23 protein-coding genes and 2 tRNA genes are annotated in these 22617 nt (G+C 42.5%); 24 read left to right on the plus strand and 1 reads right to left on the minus strand.

Going from position 1 to position 22617, the window contains the following annotated elements; translation table 11 throughout:
* Nucleotides 1-364: 364 nt before the first annotated feature.
* The 20 genes from KQI91_RS11000 (at nt 365) to KQI91_RS11095 (ending at nt 17697) form a co-directional block, all read left to right on the plus strand.
* Nucleotides 365-437 (plus strand) — tRNA-Met (locus KQI91_RS11000).
* A 175-nt stretch (nt 438-612) separates the two neighbouring features.
* Nucleotides 613-685: transfer RNA gene (locus tag KQI91_RS11005), tRNA-Asn, on the plus strand.
* A gap of 76 nt (nt 686-761) precedes the next feature.
* Complete coding sequence (locus KQI91_RS11010) at nt 762-1430, plus strand: phage scaffolding protein (protein WP_216392826.1); 669 nt, start codon at nt 762-764, stop codon at nt 1428-1430.
* Between the two features lie 120 nt (nt 1431-1550).
* Complete coding sequence (locus KQI91_RS11015) at nt 1551-2573, plus strand: hypothetical protein (protein ID WP_216392827.1); 1023 nt, start codon at nt 1551-1553, stop codon at nt 2571-2573.
* Nucleotides 2574-2591: 18 nt separating this feature from the next.
* Nucleotides 2592-3287 carry a hypothetical protein gene (locus tag KQI91_RS11020; RefSeq protein ID WP_216392828.1) on the plus strand — a complete coding sequence of 232 codons (696 nt, stop codon included), beginning with the start codon at nt 2592-2594 and terminating at the stop codon, nt 3285-3287.
* Nucleotides 3247-3621 carry a hypothetical protein gene (locus tag KQI91_RS11025; protein WP_253288545.1) on the plus strand — a complete coding sequence of 125 codons (375 nt, stop codon included), beginning with the start codon at nt 3247-3249 and terminating at the stop codon, nt 3619-3621. Before KQI91_RS11020 ends, KQI91_RS11025 begins: the two co-directional genes overlap by 41 nt.
* Nucleotides 3622-3631: 10 nt before the next feature.
* Nucleotides 3632-3901, plus strand: a complete 270-nt coding sequence (locus KQI91_RS11030) for a phage holin family protein (RefSeq protein WP_216392829.1) — start codon at nt 3632-3634, stop codon at nt 3899-3901.
* 4 nt (nt 3902-3905) lie between these two features.
* Nucleotides 3906-4301, plus strand: coding sequence for a hypothetical protein (locus KQI91_RS11035; RefSeq protein ID WP_216392830.1), 396 nt, complete (start codon nt 3906-3908; stop codon nt 4299-4301).
* Between the two features lie 187 nt (nt 4302-4488).
* The gene (locus KQI91_RS11040; protein ID WP_216392831.1) at nt 4489-4806 is read left to right on the plus strand and encodes a hypothetical protein; all 318 of its coding nucleotides are present in this window, start codon (nt 4489-4491) and stop codon (nt 4804-4806) included.
* 3 nt (nt 4807-4809) lie between these two features.
* Nucleotides 4810-5451 (plus strand): DUF4417 domain-containing protein, encoded by a 642-nt coding sequence (locus tag KQI91_RS11045; protein ID WP_216392832.1) that lies wholly within the window; start codon nt 4810-4812, stop codon nt 5449-5451.
* A 9-nt stretch (nt 5452-5460) separates the two neighbouring features.
* Nucleotides 5461-5928, plus strand: a complete 468-nt coding sequence (locus tag KQI91_RS11050; protein WP_216392833.1) for a hypothetical protein — start codon at nt 5461-5463, stop codon at nt 5926-5928.
* Nucleotides 5929-5937: 9 nt separating this feature from the next.
* Nucleotides 5938-6441, plus strand: coding sequence for a hypothetical protein (locus tag KQI91_RS11055; RefSeq protein WP_216392834.1), 504 nt, complete (start codon nt 5938-5940; stop codon nt 6439-6441).
* Nucleotides 6442-6631: 190 nt separating this feature from the next.
* The gene (locus KQI91_RS11060; RefSeq protein ID WP_216392835.1) at nt 6632-7135 is read left to right on the plus strand and encodes a hypothetical protein; all 504 of its coding nucleotides are present in this window, start codon (nt 6632-6634) and stop codon (nt 7133-7135) included.
* 14 nt (nt 7136-7149) lie between these two features.
* Entirely contained in the window at nt 7150-7602 is a 453-nt protein-coding gene (locus KQI91_RS11065; protein ID WP_216392836.1) for a hypothetical protein, read from the plus strand.
* A complete protein-coding gene (locus tag KQI91_RS11070) occupies nt 7602-8189 on the plus strand; it encodes a Gp15 family bacteriophage protein (protein ID WP_216392837.1) in 588 nt (195 codons plus the stop codon). Before KQI91_RS11065 ends, KQI91_RS11070 begins: the two co-directional genes overlap by 1 nt.
* A gap of 16 nt (nt 8190-8205) precedes the next feature.
* Entirely contained in the window at nt 8206-11019 is a 2814-nt protein-coding gene (locus KQI91_RS11075) for a phage tail protein (RefSeq protein ID WP_216392838.1), read from the plus strand.
* Between the two features lie 11 nt (nt 11020-11030).
* Entirely contained in the window at nt 11031-11429 is a 399-nt protein-coding gene (locus KQI91_RS11080; RefSeq protein WP_216392839.1) for a hypothetical protein, read from the plus strand.
* On the plus strand, nt 11422-15765 hold the full coding sequence (locus KQI91_RS11085) for a hypothetical protein (RefSeq protein ID WP_216392840.1): 4344 nt from the start codon (nt 11422-11424) through the stop codon (nt 15763-15765). The genes KQI91_RS11080 and KQI91_RS11085 overlap by 8 nt, the downstream gene beginning before the upstream one ends.
* Nucleotides 15766-15778: 13 nt before the next feature.
* Entirely contained in the window at nt 15779-16252 is a 474-nt protein-coding gene (locus KQI91_RS11090; RefSeq protein ID WP_216392841.1) for a pyocin knob domain-containing protein, read from the plus strand.
* A 14-nt stretch (nt 16253-16266) separates the two neighbouring features.
* Nucleotides 16267-17697 (plus strand): GH25 family lysozyme, encoded by a 1431-nt coding sequence (locus tag KQI91_RS11095; protein ID WP_253288547.1) that lies wholly within the window; start codon nt 16267-16269, stop codon nt 17695-17697.
* A gap of 49 nt (nt 17698-17746) precedes the next feature.
* Here KQI91_RS11095 and KQI91_RS11100 read toward each other — a convergent pair whose 3' ends face one another.
* Nucleotides 17747-18283: an OB-fold putative lipoprotein gene (locus KQI91_RS11100; protein ID WP_216392842.1), complete on the minus strand. Its 537-nt coding sequence runs from the start codon at nt 18281-18283 to the stop codon at nt 17747-17749.
* 507 nt (nt 18284-18790) lie between these two features.
* Here KQI91_RS11100 and KQI91_RS11105 point away from each other — a divergent pair.
* The 4 genes from KQI91_RS11105 (at nt 18791) to ftsH (ending at nt 22567) form a co-directional block, all read left to right on the plus strand.
* Entirely contained in the window at nt 18791-18964 is a 174-nt protein-coding gene (locus KQI91_RS11105; protein ID WP_216392843.1) for a ribbon-helix-helix protein, CopG family, read from the plus strand.
* 212 nt (nt 18965-19176) lie between these two features.
* A complete protein-coding gene (locus tag KQI91_RS11110) occupies nt 19177-19353 on the plus strand; it encodes a hypothetical protein (RefSeq protein WP_216392844.1) in 177 nt (58 codons plus the stop codon).
* 119 nt (nt 19354-19472) lie between these two features.
* Nucleotides 19473-20201, plus strand: coding sequence for an ORF6N domain-containing protein (locus tag KQI91_RS11115; RefSeq protein WP_216392845.1), 729 nt, complete (start codon nt 19473-19475; stop codon nt 20199-20201).
* A 443-nt stretch (nt 20202-20644) separates the two neighbouring features.
* Entirely contained in the window at nt 20645-22567 is a 1923-nt protein-coding gene (gene ftsH / locus KQI91_RS11120; RefSeq protein WP_216392846.1) for an ATP-dependent zinc metalloprotease FtsH, read from the plus strand.
* Nucleotides 22568-22617 lie beyond the last annotated feature (50 nt).

Genomic DNA, 22617 nt, shown 5'->3' on the forward strand with positions numbered 1-22617 from the left:
ACATGTCACCTCGCTTTTGGCTGCATTCTGATAGAATAAAGTTGTACAGCAGGTGAGGTGTAACCCGCAAGGGTTGTCGATAGTCATTTTATCTCCTCCTTTTCTGGTACGTGTCCTTAATAGAAACAGATATAGTGCAAATCCGGAGGTTGAAAAGCGGGTGCAATTTCCGACACGTATCATCGCCGTTCACACGCAGGCGGCGAGATCTCCTTGATTTTATAGGTTTGTGAAAAGTGAATAGTGTAATCCAACCCAGTGCAGAGGTGAGCTGACCGTTACAGGCGGCATTGACGTTAGTCTGAAACGACACGTGGCAGGCATGACACGTAAAATACCTTGCTAACCCGGATATCCGGGTTAATGGCAGGATAGAGAAATGGAATCTCGCAAGGTTCATGCCCTTGAGACTGGCGGTTCGAATCCGTCTCCTGCAATTACCCGCTTAGAACTACGCTGTCTGCTTGCAGGCGGTCTATAGTTTGGGTGGATTGCCCTCCCATGGGGAAAGGTTATTGCTTATCCTGATGGCTGCTGTGTGGTCCGAAAAGCAACGTTTACGACGAGTGAAAGACCGGCTTACCTTGCACGATATCAAGGGAAAAACCATCTTGGAATATAGCTCAGTTGGTAGAGCATCTGACTGTTAATCAGAGTGTCACAGGTTCGATTCCTGTTATTCCAGCTACCTTGCCAGTGGTTTAACTGGCTTAATCCATTACCGCTGACGGGCGGTTAATAATCACGTTTAGGAGGATAGTATGCAGAATTACGAACAGATTTTACAGGAACTCGGCATTGAGGTTCCAGAGGACAAGAAAAGTAATCTGAAAAAGAAGATGGATGAAAATTATCGTACAAAATCAGATTACGACAAAGTTGTCCAGAAAAGAGACGAATATAAGACCTCTCTTGATGATGTCCAGACTAAACTGGATGGATTCAAAGACGTTGATGTGAATGATCTGAAAACTCAGATTACAACACTTACCACGCAGCTTAATGACGAGAAAGCAGCGCGTGCGGCTGATGCCCGGAAAGTTGAACTTGAGAAAACAGTGAATGAATTCTTTGCGTCTACGGATGACAAGGGAGAAAAACTGTATGAGTTCCTTAATGACATCACTGAGAATCATTACCGAGAAGAACTGACAAAAGCATTGGATTCTGATTCTGCAAAAGGAAAATCCATTGCGGATATTTTCAAAGGCATGATTGTTGACAAAGACGGAAAAACAAAAGCAGGAATTTTTGTCGACAAGCAGCAGACACAGGCACAGCAGAATGCAGCCAGATTTACAACTTCTATTCAGAAAGGCAGTGGAACCGGCGGCACAATGACAAAAGAAGACTTCAAGAAGATGAACCTGGACGAACGTCTGAAACTCAAGCAGTCAGATCCGGATCTCTTCGCAGCACTTAGTAAATAATCAGTAACCGGCTATGCATTTGGAACATAGCTGCTGACCTGAACCCAACAATTACAGGTAGATGGGATTTTTCTATTTCAATTCTGAAAATAGTCCCATTCTACGGAAAGGACTATATCTATGGCAAGAACTGGAACATTTGGCGGCTTTTCCTTTGATCCGGAAGTATTCTCCGGTTACATGGCAGAGCAGTCAACATGGAACGATGCAATTATCAATTCTGGCATTCTCGTAGAAGATTCCACAATTATGGATCTGATCGGAACAAAAGGCAATGTTGCGACACTTCCTTTCTACGTTCCGATTGATGAAAACGATGATCCGGCACTCAACAACGATGGTGAAACCAACAATACACCGTCTGAGATCAGCGGAAAGAAACAGACAGCTATGCTCATTCAGAGAATGAAAGCATGGAAAGCGCAGGACTTCACGAAGGAGCTCACCGGAGCAGATCCGATGACCCACGTTGCAAACTCTGTGGCAGGGTATTACAGACAGGTACGTGTTCGTGATCTTATGGCAATTGTCGATGCGGTACTGTCACTCAAAGGCATGGAAAATCATATCACTGATCTGTCCGAAGAGACCGGAACAGGGGCCGTGACCGATGCGAACAAGGTGGACGAAACCACACTAATCTTCGCGCAGCAGAAAGCACTTGGAGATTCCGCGGAGAAGATGGGGCTTCTATTCCTGCACAGCTATATGTATGCGAAATACAAAGCACTGGGTCTGGTAGACTACAACAAGTACACAGTGACCAACGCGCTTGCGGGAGACGTGAATCTTCCATCTATCGGAGGCTTTATTCCGGTTGTATCAGATAGATTTACCGTGGATACAAGCAAACAGAACGCAGTGTACAAGACGTACATGATCGGTGCAGGATCCATTCTGACTTGTCCGAAAACTAACTATGAAGATCCGTACTATGCAGATTACGATCCAGAGACAAAAGCCGGTATCAGAAAACTGTACACCAAGCAGGGCTATGTGCTCCATCCGAACGGATTTTCCATTGATGCAAACAAGATCACGAAAGAATCTCCGACCAATGCAGAACTTGGAAACAAGGCAAACTGGTCGCTGGCATACAAAGAGAAGAATATCCGTATGGGTATGATTAAATCCAACGGTTAATGAAAGGAGCTATCTGGCATGGCTTATGCAGATTATGATTTTTACACAACTTCATACTTCGGCAATGTCGTGCCAGAAACCGACTTTCCACGAATGGCAGAGAGAGCCAGTGATTTCGTGGACAATATGACTTTTGACAGATTGATGGATGGTATGCCGAACAATGAACGTTACCAAAAACGTATCAAAAGAGCAGTCTGTTCGTTGACTGATCTGATGTATCAGTTGGAGCTTGCTGAAAAGAATGCTATTTCCGTATCTGTTTTTAGCAGTAAATCAGAGACAACAGGTGCAGAAGAGGTCGAGAAATGCACAGCTTTGCTGGATAAAGAGGGTTTTCTGTATTTAGACTGTGATGGAAAAGCTTTGTTGGATGAAGAAGGGTATGTGCATTTGGTAGGAACAGGCAGTACGTTTTCGTTGGATGAAGAAGAATACATACAACTTAATGAAAAAAAAGTGAGCGATCAAACCCAAATAGTATATCATTCATCTGATGAAATAGTTCTAAGCAGATCTTCGGGGAGTGAATCTATATCCTATGCAAATCCACAGCAAAAAGCAGCGAGCGCAAAAGAGTGGAGTGCAGTATATGCCGCCGCTGGAGACGCAAAGAAAACTAACGACTTACTTCTCAAGACAGCTTTACCGCTTTTGATGGGAGTAAGGACGGATGAAGGGATACCGATTTTATATGCAGGATTTCAAGGTTAATATCTTAGGCTCTGAATGGAACGTGAAGTTCGGAAGTGAGGAAGAATATCCGAACTTGGCAGAAATGGACGGTTATTCAGATTTCTCAACACGGGAAATTGTGGTCGATGATATGGAAGCGTCGCAGGGGCAGATCGGAGCGAAAGCAGACCTTGGACACTACCAGAAGCAGGTTGTCCGGCATGAGATCATCCATGCATTTCTGCTTGAATCCGGTCTCGATTCCAATTCGAACAATGCCGAAAGTTGGGCTACGAATGAAGAAATGGTTGACTGGTTCGCTATTCAGTTACCGAAAATTTTTAAAGTGTTCAATGAACTTGAATTAATGTGAGGTGAAAATAATGGACATTTCAACACTTGGTTCATGTGTGGCAATCGTTATGATCTGCTACATTGTAGGAATGGGCTGTAAGGCATCAAACAAAATTTCCGATGAATGGATTCCGGTAATCATGGCAGTAATCGGTGGTGTTCTCGGTGCTGTCGGAATGGGAGTTATCCCAGATTTTCCGGCAACGGATTACATCACGGCAGTTGCAGTCGGTATGTTTAATGGATTGTCGGCGACCGGAGTGAATCAGCTTATTAAGCAGAATATTATGAAAGAGTGAATTCATGGGCGGTCGAGGATCGTCAAGCGGTATGAGCGATAAAGGGAAGTCTTATGGCAGTCAATATCATACCGTTTTAAAAAGCGGAAACATAAAGTTTGTAGAAGCAAATGACAGGCATTCAGAAAGCCTGTTCGAAACTCAGACGAAAGGTCGTGTATATGTAACTGTAGGTGGAAATGATCTTCTGAAAATTACATATTACGATCAGCAAAATAAAAGAGCAAAACAAATTGATCTTGACCATAAACACAAGGGGATGCAACCGCATATCCATCATGGATATTATCATAACGAGAAGGATAGCGCGAAGGGAGCCAGTCATCTGACTCCTCCTGAAAAGAAAATGGTTGAGAGGGTAAAACAGATATGGTACAATCATATGAACAAAAAGCATTAGTTTAAGTCAAAAACGGCGTTATCAGCGCATAGTTCCCACAAAGGGATGCTTTTGCCAGCAAGTGTCGTATACCCTGGTGATTACGCCTTGATGGAGGAGAGTTCGGTTCAACTCCGAACGCTTGCCGAATGAGAGATATCATATCAGAAATGATGTGGTGTCTCTTTTTTGTTACATGGAGGTTAGTATGGGCGGACGTGGTGGAAGTAGCGGATTATCTCCGAGTTCAGAACAACAGCGGCTTATGGATGGCCTGAAAAGACGTAACGAACATTATGGATGGTCGGTACCGAAATTTGGTAAGAACAAAGATGGCTCTGTTTCTTATGAGTATACGAGAGAAAAAATCGTCCATCATGTTCATGGCGGAAAAATGCAAGGCCCAGAAAAGAACGATATTTACCGCCGTACAGAAGTTGTAACTGGAAAAATCATGAAAGATGGATTACGTCGGGAAAATAAGCCTGTCAAAACAGAAACTCTTATAAAAAGAGGAAAACGGTAAATTATGGCAAGTAAAGCAACCAGTATTGCATACGAAAATTTAAATCGCCGCATATTCTCCGGTACCGGCGAATATGGCATACCACAAATAGAACCGGAGACATTTGAGGGTAACTGTGAATTTACTGGTTTTAATTATGCCAGAGGAAAATGCAGTAATCCAGAAGAAAAAGCCGTTCATTTCTTCTTAGATGATTACCAGTTTGACGCACTATGGAGAAATCCAGACAGATACGTGGACAAGTTGAGCAGATTTCGGTATGTTTTGACACCGGATTTCAGCACCTACACGGATTTCCCTAAGGCTATCCAGATTTATAACCATTACCGCAAACACTGGATTGGTGCATATCTCCAAGAGTACGGTTGCCGTGTAATCCCGACAATCTCATGGAGTACACCGGATTCTTACGAATGGTGCTTTGATGGAGAACCGGAGGGCAGTACAGTGGCAGTATCTTCTGTTGGGTGCATGAATAGTAAGAAAAAGAAAGAGCTATTTCTATCCGGTTACAATGCCATGATTGAACGGTTACACCCGGAAAGCATTATCTTTTACGGCAAAGTACCGGAAGAGTGCAAGGGTAATATAGTTAGGGTCAAGGCATTCTCTGATAGATTTTCGAAAGCAATATGCGACGGATAGGAGAGTATTATGTACGACAGAAAAATCACGCTTTTTAACTATTGTGAAAATCCAGAAGCTGAGGATGCGTACTGGTATCCTCACGTGCTTTCCAACGTTGATCTGAACACCGACAGAGGTGCGATCATCAAAAAATACGGTCCGGACACCGCCGACAATGCACAGCTTCATATCCTGTACGGAGTTAATCAGTACGGCCAGAAAGTAATTGCCGACAAGGATAGTAACGCTGTTCCGTGGCTTCCACCAAAAGAATGGCAGAAACAGGCGGGCGACCGATTGTCTGAAACCCTTACATTTTCTCCGGAATCAGATTTCTTCTGGGAGGGCGAATGGGAGGGCGGTGTGGTAGCCGACAGTGATTATCGCGGCGGCTTCTACCAGTACATGAACCAGAACGAAGACAATGTATTTAAGATTACCAGTGTGGGCGGACCGTACAGTCTGATACCACATTTTGAAATCCTGGCAAAGTAAGGAGCAGTTATGGCAGATCTTGAAAAGCCCATCGGCAAGGATGTGAGCGGACATGAGATTCTGATAGAAGCAATGAAAGCACTTCTTAATCAGTACCCGGGTCTGGAAAAGGGTGAAAGAATCAAATACGAGGAACTTGGCGCAGATGGCGGTATTTCCTTCTATACCGATGCCGGTGCACTGGTTTATTCAGAGAAGGAAGATATTTGCGGGGTGATGCACCAGGTATGCCAGTTTCCTTTTATTGTGGTGTACCGTACCGCAGCAGATAAAGAATGGCAGAAGTTATCTGTTCAGAAGTTTTTGGACAGTCTTGGCAAGTGGATATGCCATGAGCCGGTCACTATAAACGGTGTTGAGACACGCTTATCCACTTTTCCGGAGCTTTCACAGGGGCGAACAATCAAACGCATTACCCGTGATAATTCCTATGGCACACAGCCGCAGGAGAACGGTGTACAAGACTGGTTACTCCCTATTACAGTCAAATACGAATACAACTGGGAGAAATAGCACATGTCTGAGGTGGTAAATTTCGTTGCAACCACGCACCATTTCGGTAATGTCACCGCTATGGTTAAAAGAGATGAAGGAGCCGCGACGCCTGCCCGACAAATTAAATATAACAACTAACCGACTATCGCTTGATGATAGCCGCTAACCTACAGGCCTTTTAAAAGTTATAGGCAGAAAGGACATTTCTATGATTGAAAGAAAATATCTTGCGCACTATCTGGATGCCAATTTTGGAAAAACAACAACATCTTATGTGCGTCTTGGAAAAAATCTCGAAGAATACAACGAAGAACTGAATCCTGACGTTTCCGTCAATAAGAACATCATTGGAGAACAGTACGTTCAGCACAATGGATACGAAGTGCAGGCAGATGTTGACCCATATTACTACGAATATGACGACACCCTGTCAGAAAAAATTGCTAAGATTGCAAATGAGCGTATCAAAGATGATAACGCAAAAACCACTATGGTTGATGTGCTTCTGAAGCCAGGTGCAGACTCAAGTGCTACTCCAACAGTAGTTTGGGCTTACCGCGAGGACGTTTATATTGTTCCGAACAGTGTAGGTGGGGACACATCCGGCGTGCAGATTCCATTTACAGTCTACAAGGCAGGAAACCGTGTAAAAGGTACATGGGACGTATCTAAGAAGACATTTACGCCAGCGGCAAGTAGCTTATCTGACTGATGGAGGAATAGAACATGGCAAAACAGATTAAAACATCGGTCAAGGCCGGTGAAGAATATGAATTTCTCGACACAGAGGGGAAACACCTTTTTTCTATCTGGATTAATCCGTCAGATGTTGGAATGGTAGAGAGGGCACAGAATCTCGTTGATTATCTAAACAACCTCGATTTATCTATTGATCACTCCACAGAAGATTCCGAAAAAGAACCTACTCTTGAAGAGGTATCTGCTGTTCTGAAAGAAAACACAGAGGTTCTCGGTGAAAAACTGGATGGACTTTTTAATGCAGAAATTTCTGTGGCTATCTTTTCTGTAATGTCCCCGTTTACTCCTCTTGCTTCTGGCAAGTTGTATATCGAGGAAGTTGTTGAAAAGATGCTTGATGCGATTACCGCAGAAACAAATGCACGATTCAAAAAGGTACAGAGCCGTCAGAGCAAATATACGGCAAAGTACCATAACTGATGAGTGCATGGGAGCTTCCCACTTCGATAACCGTTGACAGGACGGTATATGCAATAAGAACGGATTTCCGGGCTGTTCTGGACGTATTGGCGGCCATGAATGACCCGGATTTATTTTTACCGGATGCTTCTGATCAAGAAAAGGCATGGGTGCAGATTGATACGGCACTTCAAATTCTGATTGAAGATTATAACAAACTTCCCACAGAGAACTTCTTTGATGCTTATAACCAGCTGATCGATTTCATTGATTGTGGTATGAAAGAAGATTCGAACAAACCTCCAGTTCATTTGATGGACTGGGAGCAGGATGCACAGGTTATAATTCCGGCGATTAATCGCGTACAAGGGAAAGAAATCAGATCGTTACCGTATCTTCATTGGTGGACTTTTCTTGGGGCTTATATGGAAATCGGGGATTGCCTTTTCTCTCAAATTATCAATATCCGTCAGAAAAAGCAGAAACATCAGAAGCTTGAGAAGTGGGAACAAGAATTTTACAGAAACAATAAAGCAATAATTGATTTGCACAGAAAACTCAGTATGGAAGAAAAAACTGAGAAAGATGCGATTGAGAAGTGGCTGTAGGAGGTGATCTGCGAACATGGCTGACGGAAGCGTCATTATTGATACAAAAATGGATACGTCTGGTGTTGAAGCTGGTGCAAAGGACATAAGCAGTTCGCTAAATAGAATTGTTTCACTTCTGGAGACAATGTCCAGAGGCATAGACAATATTTTTTCACAGATGTCTTCTGGTGCAAATTCAGCCGCGCAATCTACATCAAATCTCAGAAAAGAGATTGAAGAGACAACAAAAGCACAAGATAAGTGGCAACCGCAAGATATGTCTACTGTGCCCATTCATAGAAGCAGCGAGGATGTTGATTACAGCTATGAAGGTCCATTACATGAGCCAGTTCAGCTTGATTCGCGAGTTATGGAAGACTATGCGAAGAAAGCCGAAGAAGCTAAGCAGATTATGGACGAAATGAGCGGAAGCACACAGGAAGCAGAAACTCATACAAATGAATTAAAGCAGGCTATTGATGATACTGTAGCAAGCCTCAAAGAAATGGAAAAAAATGGATTCTATTTTGGAGATGCTGAATACGATACTGCTTATCAGAAGCTTGTTGGTCTTACAGCGGAAGCAAAAGAGTATAAGAAGAACCTTGCAGTTGCTACAGTTGTCGGAGAGAACAACCAGGAACTTGATGAGCAGAATAAAAAGCTATCCATTGCTCAGAATCTTGTAAATAAAATTAAAGCTACTTTTTCTGGAATTGGAAAAAACCTTTCCAGTGGTGCAATTAAGAATAGCGGAAAATCAATGGCTGACGGATTCGGGAGTGCATTAAAAACACTTTTGAAGTATTCAATAGGTATACGAAGCCTGTTTGTACTCATGAACAAACTCCGTTCAGCGGTCGTTGATGGATTTAAAAATCTTGCACAGTATAGTGGATCAACAGATAGCAGTATTTCCATGCTGACATCTGCTCTGACAAGGTTAAAGAATTCTCTTGCAACAGCTTTTAATCCCATCTTGCAAGCTATTGCGCCAGCTTTGACCAGTTTGATTAATCTGCTGTCAAAAGCGGCGACCTATGTCGGTATGTTTTTTGCGGCGTTTACCGGACAGAAGACTTTTACCAAAGCAATAACTGCTCAGGAAGACTGGGCGGCAAGTTTGGACAAGTCTTCAAAAAATACCAAAAAAGCATCGAAGCAGACAAAAGATTATCTGTCCTCATTAGACGAAGTACATAAAGCAACCACAAACGGAACAGATGGGAATGATGGTGCCGGAGGTTACAAAGGTCCGTCTCCTTCAGAAATGTTTGAAACGGTTCCGATTGAAAATCGGTTCAAGAAACTTGCGGACAAAATCAAAAAGATACTTTCTGAAATCTTCAAGCCTTTTAAGGAAGCATGGGCTAAAGAGGGTGCGAATACAATCAAGGCAGCTAAATATGCACTTAAAAGTCTTGGAACACTTGCCAAGAGTGTAAGCAAAAGCATCGCTGAAGTCTGGACAAACGGAACCGGCACAACGATGTTGGAGACTATGCTCCGGATCGCTCAGAATGTCCTTACGACTATTGGAAATATTGCATCTGGGCTTGCCGAAGCATGGAATAAAAATAGTGTTGGTACGGCAATTATTCAGAATATTGCAAACGCATTACAAACAGTACTCAGCTTTATAGAGCGAATTGCTGCAGATACAGCAACATGGGCAGCGAATCTGGATTTCTATCCACTATTAGAATCTATCAGCAATCTGACGGCGACCTTTGCACCTATTCTGGAATCTATCGGGAATGTTCTTGAGTGGATTTATAACAATATTGTCCTTCCGATGCTTAAATGGGCGATTGAGACAGGGATTCCGACATTGATCAACCTGGTGGCTGATCTGCTTGGATTCTTCGCGGATCATCAGTCAATTATCGAAGCTTTTGGTGCGGCTCTGATTGGAGCTTTTGCAGCAGTTAAGATTGCAGGACTGGCAAAGAGTATTGGTGGAAGCATAACCGGCATTATAGGTTTTGGAAAGGGACTTGTATCACTAATGACAGGATCCGGCGGTATTCTTGGTGGTGTTAAAGCTATTGCAACAGCTATTGGAGGAGGTGGCGTATTTGCCATTGCTGTTGGTGCAGCTATCGCGATTGGAGTACTTCTATACAAAAACTGGGACAAAATCAAAGAAGTTGCCGGTGCAGTATGGAAGTGGATTTCTGAAAAAACAGTTAGTTTTGTTAATGGTATCGGAACAAAACTCAGTAATTTGGCAACAAAAATGTCCGCAATCTGGGGCAACATTAAATCTACTGCAAAAGAAAAATGGGATTCTATTTGGTCAACAATAGGTGGAGTTGTTGGAAAAATTGCAAATGGAATTGTAAATAAATTCACGTCAGTCAAGGATAGAGTGGTGGAAATTTTCGGAGGCATCCGCGATACCATCCGAGATATCCTCAACAAAGTTATCGGCATCGTCAACGGTGCGATTGGAACTGTCAACAGCGCGATCGGCGGTATCGAATCTGCATTTTCGTTCGGACCGTGGGAAGTGCCAACACCGTTTGGTCACAAGACTATTGGATTCAACGCAAGTTTTCCACGTGTTCCAACGATTCCGTATCTGGCAAAAGGTGCGGTTATCCCGCCAAGAAGTGAATTCCTTGCAGTGCTTGGAGATCAGAAGAATGGACGTAACCTGGAAGCACCAGAAGGAGTTATTAAGGAGATTATTGACGATGCATTTACAAGACATCAGCAGAGCAGCGGCGGTGGAAGTTACCGCTTTGTAGCTCAGATGAACCGCAGAACGGTCTTTGATGAAATGATTGAGGAAGCAAAGCTGAGACAGAGCACAAGTGGCAGAAACCCATTTGAACTGGCATAGGAGGTGGAGACGTGGCAACTATTCCAAAAAACATAACTGAACGATACAAGATGAACGGCGTTTCCATCTATCAGCCAGACAAGGACATGGGGTATAACTTCGAAACAACGTATTCAGAAGGTAGCAATCGTACACAGTTTGGAAAAGCTTTACTTACGCCATTGTTTACGGTTGAACAGTACAGCTATGAGGCAACCGATGTACCAGTAAAAGAAGCGAATAAAATCTTTAAAATTGTTGCAAAAGGAGAAAAATTCAATTTGTATCATTGGTCATTGTATCACATGGCATGGAGGACTGATCCATTTTATGTAGGAAAAGGAAGTCTTACTTTTGGAGAAGTATCGCCGGATCTGAAAACAATATCGAAATTATCATTTAACATGCAGGGGGTGAACCCACTTGATTAATGTATCAGATGCATTTAAAAAGAAATTAGAAGATGGAGAGAGAGTCTGGCAGATAGTGGATATTACTTTTGCGGATGGGACTACCAAGACTGGTGTGCAGAATGAGATCATGAGCGGAAATAACTCATTTTCTGATTGTGCAGAAAGCAGTAGTTTTCCGATAGGTTGTGTCATCTGTAAAACTATGACACTTGAATTGGATAATACTTCTGATCAGTGGAAAAATTACAATTTTTATCAGGCAAAAGTTCATGCATATTTGAAAATGCAGACTTCCGTAGCTTCTCCGTCCGTAACAGACGAACTATTGGACGAAAATTATGATCCAATTCTTGACCAGAGTGGCAATCCGATTCTTGCAACAAAAGCAGCGACAGAAGATAGAATTGAAACCATTGATAAAGGTGTCTATACGATCACAACACCGGAACAGTACGGTGAAATCCTTAATTTCACGGCACTGGATGATATGTACAAAACAAATGCTGCATACACATCAAATCTGGTGCTGCCACAGACGGTTATGAATCTTGTCAGAGATGCATGTGAGACACTGGATATTCCGATGGGATTCTCTTCAATGACTCATGGGAATCTGATTGTAAACGAATTTCCGGATAATATGACATTTCGTCAGTTGTTTGGATGGGCGGCGATGCTTGAGACAGCGAATGCAAGACTGGATAGCAGAGGATATCTGCAGTTCTGTAAGTGGGACTTTTCAGCCACTCCGATAGAGCTTAAAGATTATATCAACATGCCCACAGTGTCCAGTGACGATATTGTGATTACCGGAATCAGAGTAAAAAGTGGCGACAATTCTGAACTGTACGGAGAATTGGGATACGTTCTGGAACTCGAAAACAGCCTTATTGGAGAAGATGATCTTGCAACTGTAGCGGCACAGATAGGTGACTCGATTATCGGAGCGAAATTTAGAAGCCTCCAAGGCGATATGGCTTTTAATCCTCTTTTAGAATTTGGCGATATGACCTGCACCTATGACAGGAACATGAACAAGTATCTTACTCCACTGACAGATGTGTCATATACCATCAACGGAAAGACCGCTGTAAAGACTCAGGCAGATGATCCAATTAGGGGAATGAGCAAGTTCGTTTCTGATGGAATAAAAGCCATTGTCGAAGCAAGACGACTTGTCAAAATCGAAAAGACTGCGCGAGAGAAAGCTATACAACGTTTGGCAGACACTCTTGCATCTTCGGGCGGTCTGTATGAAACTGACGAAAAACAGGAAGACGGAAGCACAATCATATACTTACATAACAAACCGACGTTGGCAGAATCGAAAACAATTATAAAGTTTACTGCTGAAGCTATTGGTGTCTCAAATGATGGCGGTAAAACGTACCCTTATGGCTTTATTTTGACCGGCGAAATGATAACCAGATTGCTCTATGCAGAAGGAATAGATGCGACTTATATCAATGCAGGTACTTTCACAGTCAGAGATAAAAATGGGAAAGTCATATTTATGGCTGATATGGAAAACGGAACGGTCAGAATAGATGCGAGCTATATCCAAATTGGTGGATCTGCACTTGACACAACATTGGAAAACATACAAGGGCAGATTGATGGGAGTATCAATAAATGGACCGGAACAGATGCACCTACACTTGATAACTATCCTGCAAAAAATTGGCTGACTGATGAAGAACGAAGCAAGCATGTTGGTGATGTGTATTATGATTCGAAGAATCAGGGCTACCGTTTCAGAAATGATGGGAAGGGATACAGCTGGCAGATAGTCAGCGATACTGATATTGCGAAAGCATTACAAGATGCTGCGGAAGCAAAAGAAAAAGCTGAGAATGCTGAAAAGATGGCTGCCCTTGCCAAGAATATGACCCTGCAGCTGTCGAATGACATGCAGACGATCACATCTGATTCAGACGGTAACATTCCGGTATTTCCGTCGTCAGTATCTACAAGAGCGACCGTAATGTATGGCACGCAGGACATTACTGGAGATTGCAGTTTTACAGTCACAGTATCCGAAAGCATTTCTGGCTCCTGGAATATTTCAACTCATACATACACAGTCACGGGGTTGGCTGCTGATAATGGCTGGGTGGATATCAAGGCAACGTATTTGAATAATCTGTCCATTACGAAGAGATTTACCGTTTCTAAGCAGAAACAAGGTCCGCAGGGAATTCCGGGAGTGGGCGCAGATGGTAAGACAACCTATCTCCATATCCGGTATTCGCCGGTCCAGAAGCCAACGGCATCACAGATGACTACTGTACCGGACAAAAATACACAGTACATTGGTGTGTATTCGGATTTTAACGGAACTCCAAGCGCGAATCCATCTAATTATACTTGGGCAAAATTTAAGGGTGATGTCGGACAGCAAGGACCAAAGGGAGAAGATGGCAAATCATCCTACACATGGATGCGATACGCAACCAGACCAGATGGACTGGATATGTCGGACTCTCCGGATTACGTGAAACTCTTGGATAGCACCGGCAGTCCTATTCTGGACAGTGCCGGGGATCAGATATATACAATTACGCAGGCGACATATCTTGGGATTGCAACCAATAAGGATACCCCTATAGAAAGCGATAATCCGGCAGATTATATCTGGTCAAGATTTCGCGGTGTAGATGGATATGACGGTAAAGATGGAGCACAGGGAATCCCGGGACCAAAAGGAGAGGATGGACGGACACAGTACACACATCTCGCTTACGCCAATAGTGCTGACGGCAAGACTGATTTCTCAGTAGATAATTCGCACAGAGAATATATTGGTATGTATGTGGACTTCGAACAGGCAGACAGTACAGATCCGAATGATTATGCATGGACTCTTGTCAAAGGAGCCAATGGAGCTGACGGAACACCAGGAAAGCCTGGCGCGGATGGAAAGACACCGTATTTCCATATTGCTTACGCCAATTCAGCAGACGGCAAGACGGGATTTTCGGTAGACAACAGTGTGGATAAACTTTATATCGGACAATATACAGACTACGAAAAAGCTGATTCCACTGATCCGACCAAGTACAGTTGGACTCTTATCAAGGGGTCAGACGGTGCTCCCGGAAGAACTTATGAAATCGAGATGTCGGCAAATGTGCTGAAGCGTGGAGCCAACGGCATAATCACACCGGCAACATTGACAGCAAGAGCATATTACAGAGACGGTACAGAAGCAACGAGGCACGCTTATGCCGGACGGTGGAAAGTGCTGGTATCAGAGGACGGAGTAACTTATACGCAGATGGATGTTTCTACATCAGATGCCTCATCCAAGAGCTACACCGTAAGAAGTCTTAATGCGAAATATACTTACGTTCGCTTTGAATTGTACGCAGCAGGCGGAACGTCGGCAAAGCTGGATATGCAGTCCATTCCGATCACTGTTGATGTGGATGCGCTTACACAGGAACAGATTGTAAGTATCCTGAGCGACAACGGTGCATGGAAAGGAGTTTATTATCTGAACGGGCATCTGTACATCAGCCTGGACGCACTGTTGGGAAATTGTGCAGTACTTGGCGGGAAGAAAAACGGAAACGGATACCTCAAAATACAGGACGACAAGGGCACAGTCAAAGGCCTTGTTGATTACTCCGGATATACTGCTTTTACGAGTTACGAAGAAAATGCTGAGTACATGGAATACACGGGAGTCCAGTTTTCGAGTGAGGGAATATTACCCGTTGAGTTCACAAAATATTTTGGGGATAATGCTGTTGACATTGACACTTCTGCCACGGAATGGGGAATCCGCTGGAATAGTGAAGGACTGTCTATCCAGGCAACCGAGGTATCGGCTGGTACGGGCGAATTTAGAAATCTGACAGCCAAGAATTGCGATTTGGAAATTACAAATTTTTCGGCAACGGGAACAGTTGAATTTGGCGACAGCAGCAATGTGCGTTTTCATAATTCGTTCCGCGTACAAGGATACCCAACTGTAACGTCCGGATACAACGCTTATATAGACATTAATACCTACAAACTGGGGAAATATAGCTCATCATCGGAGAGGTACAAGATTCTTGGCGACGAGTTATCTGATGAATTCCTCGAAGAATTGTACAAGATCACACCGATAATGGCACGATATAAAGATGGCTATTTGGCAGAACACGATGAACGGGTAGGCATTGAATTCCCGATGTTCCGCGCGGAAGATGTAGACAAATATTTCCCTCTGGCGGTCGATCACGTAGACGGCAAGCCTGAGAACTGGAATGAGAGAATTATGATTCCAGCCATGTTTGCAATGCTCAAGCAGCAACGTCGGGAAATTGAGGAACTGAAACAAAAAATCGAAAATTTAATTTTATGAAAGGACAGAAAAAATGGGAATTTGGTCAGATTATGCAACTAAAACGCCTCCTGCAGATGCGGATGACATTATGATTTATGATGCAGCAGGAAAAGCAAATAGAAGAGTAGTACTCACAGGGCTGTGGGACTGGATAATTGTCAAATTGACAAATGCGGTAATTGGGAAGCTGGAGACCGATAATAAAACGATCGTTGGGGCAATCAACGGGCTGAATGCAGCCAGATACCCGTTTTTGTCCAAGGGCACAGTAGTTACCAGCGAAAATCTGAATACTGCAACAGCGTCAGGACTCCAGGACAAGATCTATGGGAAAGCTTGCACCAACAGTCCGGGATTCGGATGCTTTATCTTAAATGTTAAAGAGTCATCCACGAATGCAATATTCCAGATTGCACTGGGTTATCAGAATTCGAATATAGCAGTGAGAACCGGAAATAATGCAGGAACATGGACCACTTGGGTCATTATCCATAAGGATGAATAAAAAAGGAGCAATGAATGATGGAGTTAAAAGGAATTGATGTATCTGCCCATCAGGGCAAGATCAGTTGGGATAAAGTAGCTGCTTACGGTATGGATTTTGTGCTGATCCGTATTACGGAGAAAGGAAATGTTGTAGATCCATACTTTGAGATCAATTATGCAGCCTGCAATAAATATAATATTCCGGCCGGAGTATACAAATACTCTTATGCAATGACGATTACAGAGATCCAGAGCGAAGCCCGGAAGGTAGTCTCTACACTCAACGGACGCAAGATCCAGTATCCGGTATGGCTTGATTTGGAATATCACAACCAGAGAACTCTCGGATCTGAGAGTATCCACAAGATGGCTGATGCATTCCGGGAAATTGTAGAGGCAGCAGGCTATAAGTTTGGGATCTACTGTAACCTGGACTGGTACACAAACATGATCTGCAGTCACCTGAAAAAGTACGATTTCTGGATTGCACGTTATCCGACCAATGACAACGGCACTCTTCAGGAGAGATTACGGCCGGATTTCGGAGTTGGCTGGCAGTATTCCAGTAAAGCAACAATTCCGGGCATCAGTACAAAAGTAGACCGCAATATATTTTATAAGAACTATGTAGAAGAACCGAAGAAGGAGGAAACAGCAGTGGCGACAACAGACAAACTGAAAGAATTTACAGATCTTGGCGATCTTTATGCCGGTGAGGGAACAGGTAAGCCGTATCTGGAAAAGAGGACCAATGCATATCTGGATGATTTTCAGAAAAACGCAGGATACAATAACTACACGAAATTTGCTCGTGATGTCAATAGCTGGGGACAGCCGGGATGCCAAGGACAGCCGTGGTGTGCTGTATACCAGTTCTGGAAACTGGTAAAAGTATTTGGCCTGACGAAAGCCCTTCAGATCATGGGCGGTGGTTTTTATAACTGCCAGAGTGTGACCCGGCATGCAAAACAGAAAGGAACATGGAAAAAGACACCGAAGAAAGGTGCACTGATCATCTTCCGGAACGGTTCACATATTGGATCTGTGCGGACATATGATACAAAATATGTGTACACCAATGAGGGAAACACTTCCAGTGCAGCAGGTGTAGTTGCCAACGGCGGCGCATGCCGGAATAAAAAGTACAAACTTACGGATTCTGCGATTGATGGCTATGTGTGGATCGATTATGGAGCAACGGCTGATCAGACGTCGACAGAGACTGCAAAGACGTTGAATACAACTCCGAAATTCGTTGGCAAGGTCACAGCAACCGAACTCAATGTCCGCTCCTGGGCAGGAGCAGAGAATCCGAAAATTAAAAAATGGCCGCTCCTGAAGAATGGAAATCTGGTAGATGTTTGTGATACCGTCAAAGCAGCAGATGAGTCAGACTGGTATTATATCCGAATTGCTGGCAAATACTATGGATTTGTTGCGAAGAAATATTTGAAGAAAATATAAAAAATATCCCGGGGCATTTCCTTCCCCGGGGATTTTCTTTTATGTCTGTTTATTCTATTTCGTCAATATCAAGAGAGTATCCAAGTACTTCTCCGACATCTGTGCATTTTCCTTTTAATGTAACAGTATCACCTTTGGTTAATGATGCTACTTTTGCTTTCTGGTCATCATTTTTAATATAACACTGCACACCAATAATTTCGAAATCTCCATCAGCCATAAGGTCAATGTATTTTCCAGAAGCGTCAATATTTGTGAGCTTTCCGGTTATTTCAAGATACTGTCCTTTATATTTATCAGATGCACCCATGGCATTACTGTCAAGGTCGCTCATCATATCATTAACAGATACAGCAGTATATTCGATTGGAGTTGATTCTTCGGAAGCTGTGCTGGTTTTAGACGGTGTAGATGTACTGGAAGAAGATTCACCGCCGAGAGCGGCTCCAAGTATCGCAATAACAATAATTGCAATGACTATCCATTTTAATTTTCCACCTTTTAATTTCTTTCGGCATTGTGGGCATACTTTAGCATCTGCCGGGATTTCTGTTTTGCAATATTTGCATTTCTTTGTCTTTTCCATAAAAAAAATCCTCCCTGTATGGTTTGTTATTGAGTAATTTTACAATAAAAAGGAAATAAAAAATAGTAATACGAGATAATTCGACATAAATCAACATAAATCGAGAAATAATTCGATACAAAAGTTGAAAAACTGGAAAGAGTGACTCGCCATCAATTTGATTGGAGGTTAGGATTGCTCACCTCGTTTGAAAAGGACATGTGAAATTCACTCCTCGTTTGTAAAGGACGGTAGAAAATTTCCCCTCGTTTATAACAAATGTTGAATTTCAATGGTCGTGTGTAAGCAGGTGACAAAAGTCCACTTGCTTACAGAACTAGGTATTAAAATGATACCTGCTTATAAGAACTTGGTAGAAAATTTCTATCTGGTCAAAATGAGGTAGTCGTGAAATTCCGGAATGGTTGAAAGGTTGTCAAGAAATTCATGACAAGGTAAAATTTCCTCTTGACTTTTGTGTCACCATATTATAATGTTTATGTGTCACCAAAAGAAAGGAGGGAAGAAATGTCACCGAGGACAGGTAGACCTACTGATTCACCTAAAAAGCATGAAACAAGAATAAGAATGTCAGATGAAGATATTCAGATTCTTGAAGAATGTTGTAAGCTGACTGGAAAGTCGAAGGCTGATATTATCAGAAAAGGAATCAGAGAAGTATATGCAAAACTAAAAAAATAGAGATTCGCCGCACCGACCAAAGTTTGACGAATCTCTGCACCAGAAGTTTCCTTCTGTAAATATTATAATGCAGACGGGAGCTTCTTTCAAGAATCAAAATTTGAAAGGAGTTTTTTTATTATGCAGTTACCACAGACCGTAGAAATTTCCTCTTGACTTTTTGTGTACACCGTAATATATTTATTGTGTACTCGAAAAGTGAGGTGAAAAATATGAGTCCAAGAACAGGCAGACCGAAAAGTGATAATCCTAAATCAGAACAGATTAAGATTAGAGCAACAAAGCAAGATAAAGCATTGCTGGAAGCGTGCTGTGAGGTAACGGGAAAAACACAGTACGAGGTTGTTATGGAAGGAATCAACAAGGTTTATGCCGAGAACAAGAAATAAGAGCGTTACCACCCTGAGAAAGTTGTAAACGCTCTTACCCTGCGAGGAAAATCCTCTGAAAATATTATAACATTCAAAGGTTTTTCTCGCAATCAAAACTTGAAAGTGAGGAAAGAAAAATGCAGTTACCTAAGGTACTAGAAGTAAAGGGAGTTAGAGTTTTAACATCACAGCAATTGGCTGAAATGTATGGCACAACACGAAAACTGATTTCATATAACTTTCATTACAATAAAGATAAATATGTAAAAGGGAAACATTACATAGAGTTGGTTGGAGAGGAATTGAAGCAGTTTAAAAGGTGTCTTGAATTTCAAGACAGTTCAAAATTTGCTAGTACATTAAATCTCTGGACAGAAAAAGGAGCTTTGCTCCATGCGAAATCTCTCAACACAGACAAGGCATGGCAGGTATATGATTACCTGGTGGACTTCTATTTCAGAGCTAAGGAGAAAGAACCTGAGATTCCAGAGAAGAAAGAAGTAGTACCGACGAAGGTTAAAACAGAGCCGGTTAAGAAAAAGATTGTAGTTCCATATATGGAAGAACCGATATTTGTTTTTAAGAATCTGTTGGCACTTGCGGATGAGCAGGGCATTACATTGAAGCTTAAAGATATTGCAGGATATTCCAGTATTTTAAGAGGAAATCGAATAGCCGTTAGAAAACATCAGCTATTTGAAAAAGTGGTATATGAAGCAGCATACGAACTGGCACATTATTTTATTCATTATGATCAGGGCGATATGGTGAATAGTCCGTTGGAAAAAGATTATAACAAACAGGCTGAACGTGCTGCATTTATGATGATCCGGATGCTGGATATCAAAGCAAAACAGAGTTATTAAATAGGAAGAAATCCCGGCAGGTACCCACTGCCGGGAGGATATTGTATCATCGTTTCGTGTGAACTTTCGTGAGAACCAGTGTGGATTTTATATGTTTTCCTGCACTTCATCCTGTAATACAGAACATAATAAAAACATTGAATTTACAAGGGTTTCCAGACTTTCCTTGTATTTACTGGTGTTTGCGAAATTCCTCAAAAACCGGTTCGAGTCCGGCCAGCGGCACTCCAGGCTCCCTGAATATTCGGGGAGCTTTTTTGTTGTAAAAAAATATGTATTGTATAATATTGAAGATTCTTTATGAAAAGTTTATAAAAATTCATAGAATGAACATTGAATAACTGTTGAAAAAATGGTATGGTACATGACATAAATGATTTCAAAAGAATCTGGCAATACTTAATGCCAGAGATTGTTTTGAAGATATGGAGGACAGAAGATAAATGAAGTTCGGTAACAAGAAACCAGAGAAAATACCTATGTATGTGTATTATATCATCGCAGGTATTATTATCGTCCTTCTGAATATGCTTGTTGTTCCGGCAGTGCAGGAGCGAAGTGTACAGAAGACGGATTATTCTACTTTTATTCAAAATGTAGAAGATGGCAACGTGACAAAAGCTACGGTAGAAGAGAACTATATCTATTATGAAATGAAGAATACAGATTCCGGAGAGAGTACTCTGTGCAAGACCGTCAAAATGGATGATTCAGACCTTGTTAATCGTCTGTTAGATGCCGGTGTGACAATGGATGAAGTACTTCCGGAAAGCCCTTCTATTTTTATGACATTGCTTCTCAGTTATGTAGTTCCGATTGTTATTTTTATCTTTATCGGACGCTGGCTGAGCAAGAAGATGATGTCATCTATGGGTGGAGGACCTGGTGGAGCGATGTCGTTTGGGAAGAGCAATGCCAAAGTGTACGTCAAATCTTCTACAGGAATCAAATTCTCTGATGTAGCGGGAGAGGATGAAGCAAAGGATCTTTTAACAGAAATCGTTGATTATCTGCATAATCCTCAGAAATACACAGAAATCGGTGCTTCCATGCCAAAGGGAGCTCTTCTTGTAGGACCTCCTGGAACAGGAAAGACTCTTCTTGCCAAAGCCGTTGCCGGTGAGGCGGAAGTACCGTTCTTTTCTATTTCCGGTTCTGAATTCGTGGAGATGTTTGTCGGTATGGGTGCTGCCAAAGTGCGTGACCTTTTCAAACAGGCCAACGAAAAGGCCCCATGTATCGTATTTATTGATGAGATTGATACTATCGGTAAAAAACGTGATGGTGCTGGGTTCACAGGCGGTAATGATGAACGTGAACAGACATTGAATCAGCTGCTGACGGAGATGGATGGTTTTGACGGATCAAAGGGAGTTGTTATTCTGGCAGCAACCAACCGTCCGGATTCTCTTGATCCGGCGCTTCTTCGCCCGGGACGTTTTGACAGACGAATTCCTGTAGAACTTCCGGATCTTCAGGGACGTGAGGAAATTCTCAAAGTACATGCAAAGAAGATTAAGATTGCGGATTCTGTACGTTTTGATGATATTGCCAAAGCAGCGGCAGGTGCATCTGGTGCAGAACTTGCAAATATTGTCAATGAAGCAGCGCTTCGTGCAGTACGTGACGGACGTAAATTTGCGACTCAGGCTGATTTTGAAGAAAGCATTGAAGTTGTTATTGCAGGATATCAGAAAAAGAATCGTGTTCTTTCCAATAAAGAAAAGCTGATCGTATCCTATCATGAGATTGGACATGCACTGGTAGCTGCCAAGCAGACTGAATCGGCTCCGGTACACAAGATTACGATCATTCCGCGAACTTCCGGTGCACTGGGATATACCATGCAGGTGGATGATAATGAACATTATCTGATGTCCAAAGAAGAATTAGAAAACAAAATTGCAACATTTACCGGTGGACGTGCAGCAGAAGAGCTGATATTCCATTCGATTACAACAGGAGCTTCCAACGATATTGAACAGGCAACCAAAATTGCCAGAGCAATGATTTCCCGTTACGGTATGAGCGATGATTTTGATATGGTAGCAATGGAGAGTGTCAGCAATCAGTATCTTGGCGGGGATTCCAGCCTGGCTTGCTCTTTTGAAACGCAGACTCTTCTGGATAAAAAGGTTGTGGAACTCGTTCGAACGCAGCATGAGAAAGCATTGAAGATTCTTCAGGATAATATCGGAAAACTTCATGAGCTGGCACAGTATCTTTACGAACATGAGACAATTACCGGGGATGAATTCATGAAGATTCTGGAAGCACCTGCACCTGCACTTGCAGAATCACAGACTGAAAAACCTGCAGTTACAGAAATACAGGATGCGCAGTCAGAGAACGAAAAAGATAATTAAATCAAGTAAGTAAATAAAGAAGCGTTCCAGCTGAACGGTTATCTCGTATG

This window comes from Blautia sp. MSJ-19 (assembly GCF_018918125.1).
Taxonomy (GTDB): Bacteria; Bacillota; Clostridia; order Lachnospirales; family Lachnospiraceae; genus Blautia_A.

Excerpts from the sequence above, each read along its gene's own strand:
- KQI91_RS11010 (WP_216392826.1), top strand. The coding sequence starts at position 762 with ATGCAGAATTACGAACAGATTTTACAGGAACTCGGCATTGAGGTTCCA.
- KQI91_RS11015 (WP_216392827.1), top strand. The coding sequence starts at position 1,551 with ATGGCAAGAACTGGAACATTTGGCGGCTTTTCCTTTGATCCGGAAGTA.
- KQI91_RS11020 (WP_216392828.1), top strand. The coding sequence starts at position 2,592 with ATGGCTTATGCAGATTATGATTTTTACACAACTTCATACTTCGGCAAT.
- KQI91_RS11025 (WP_253288545.1), top strand. The coding sequence starts at position 3,247 with ATGAAGGGATACCGATTTTATATGCAGGATTTCAAGGTTAATATCTTA.
- KQI91_RS11030 (WP_216392829.1), top strand. The coding sequence starts at position 3,632 with ATGGACATTTCAACACTTGGTTCATGTGTGGCAATCGTTATGATCTGC.
- KQI91_RS11035 (WP_216392830.1), top strand. The coding sequence starts at position 3,906 with ATGGGCGGTCGAGGATCGTCAAGCGGTATGAGCGATAAAGGGAAGTCT.
- KQI91_RS11040 (WP_216392831.1), top strand. The coding sequence starts at position 4,489 with ATGGGCGGACGTGGTGGAAGTAGCGGATTATCTCCGAGTTCAGAACAA.
- KQI91_RS11045 (WP_216392832.1), top strand. The coding sequence starts at position 4,810 with ATGGCAAGTAAAGCAACCAGTATTGCATACGAAAATTTAAATCGCCGC.
- KQI91_RS11050 (WP_216392833.1), top strand. The coding sequence starts at position 5,461 with ATGTACGACAGAAAAATCACGCTTTTTAACTATTGTGAAAATCCAGAA.
- KQI91_RS11055 (WP_216392834.1), top strand. The coding sequence starts at position 5,938 with ATGGCAGATCTTGAAAAGCCCATCGGCAAGGATGTGAGCGGACATGAG.
- KQI91_RS11060 (WP_216392835.1), top strand. The coding sequence starts at position 6,632 with ATGATTGAAAGAAAATATCTTGCGCACTATCTGGATGCCAATTTTGGA.
- KQI91_RS11065 (WP_216392836.1), top strand. The coding sequence starts at position 7,150 with ATGGCAAAACAGATTAAAACATCGGTCAAGGCCGGTGAAGAATATGAA.
- KQI91_RS11070 (WP_216392837.1), top strand. The coding sequence starts at position 7,602 with ATGAGTGCATGGGAGCTTCCCACTTCGATAACCGTTGACAGGACGGTA.
- KQI91_RS11075 (WP_216392838.1), top strand. The coding sequence starts at position 8,206 with ATGGCTGACGGAAGCGTCATTATTGATACAAAAATGGATACGTCTGGT.
- KQI91_RS11090 (WP_216392841.1), top strand. The coding sequence starts at position 15,779 with ATGGGAATTTGGTCAGATTATGCAACTAAAACGCCTCCTGCAGATGCG.
- KQI91_RS11095 (WP_253288547.1), top strand. The coding sequence starts at position 16,267 with ATGATGGAGTTAAAAGGAATTGATGTATCTGCCCATCAGGGCAAGATC.
- KQI91_RS11100 (WP_216392842.1), bottom strand. The coding sequence starts at position 18,283 with ATGGAAAAGACAAAGAAATGCAAATATTGCAAAACAGAAATCCCGGCA.
- KQI91_RS11105 (WP_216392843.1), top strand. The coding sequence starts at position 18,791 with ATGTCACCGAGGACAGGTAGACCTACTGATTCACCTAAAAAGCATGAA.
- KQI91_RS11110 (WP_216392844.1), top strand. The coding sequence starts at position 19,177 with ATGAGTCCAAGAACAGGCAGACCGAAAAGTGATAATCCTAAATCAGAA.
- KQI91_RS11115 (WP_216392845.1), top strand. The coding sequence starts at position 19,473 with ATGCAGTTACCTAAGGTACTAGAAGTAAAGGGAGTTAGAGTTTTAACA.
- ftsH (WP_216392846.1), top strand. The coding sequence starts at position 20,645 with ATGAAGTTCGGTAACAAGAAACCAGAGAAAATACCTATGTATGTGTAT.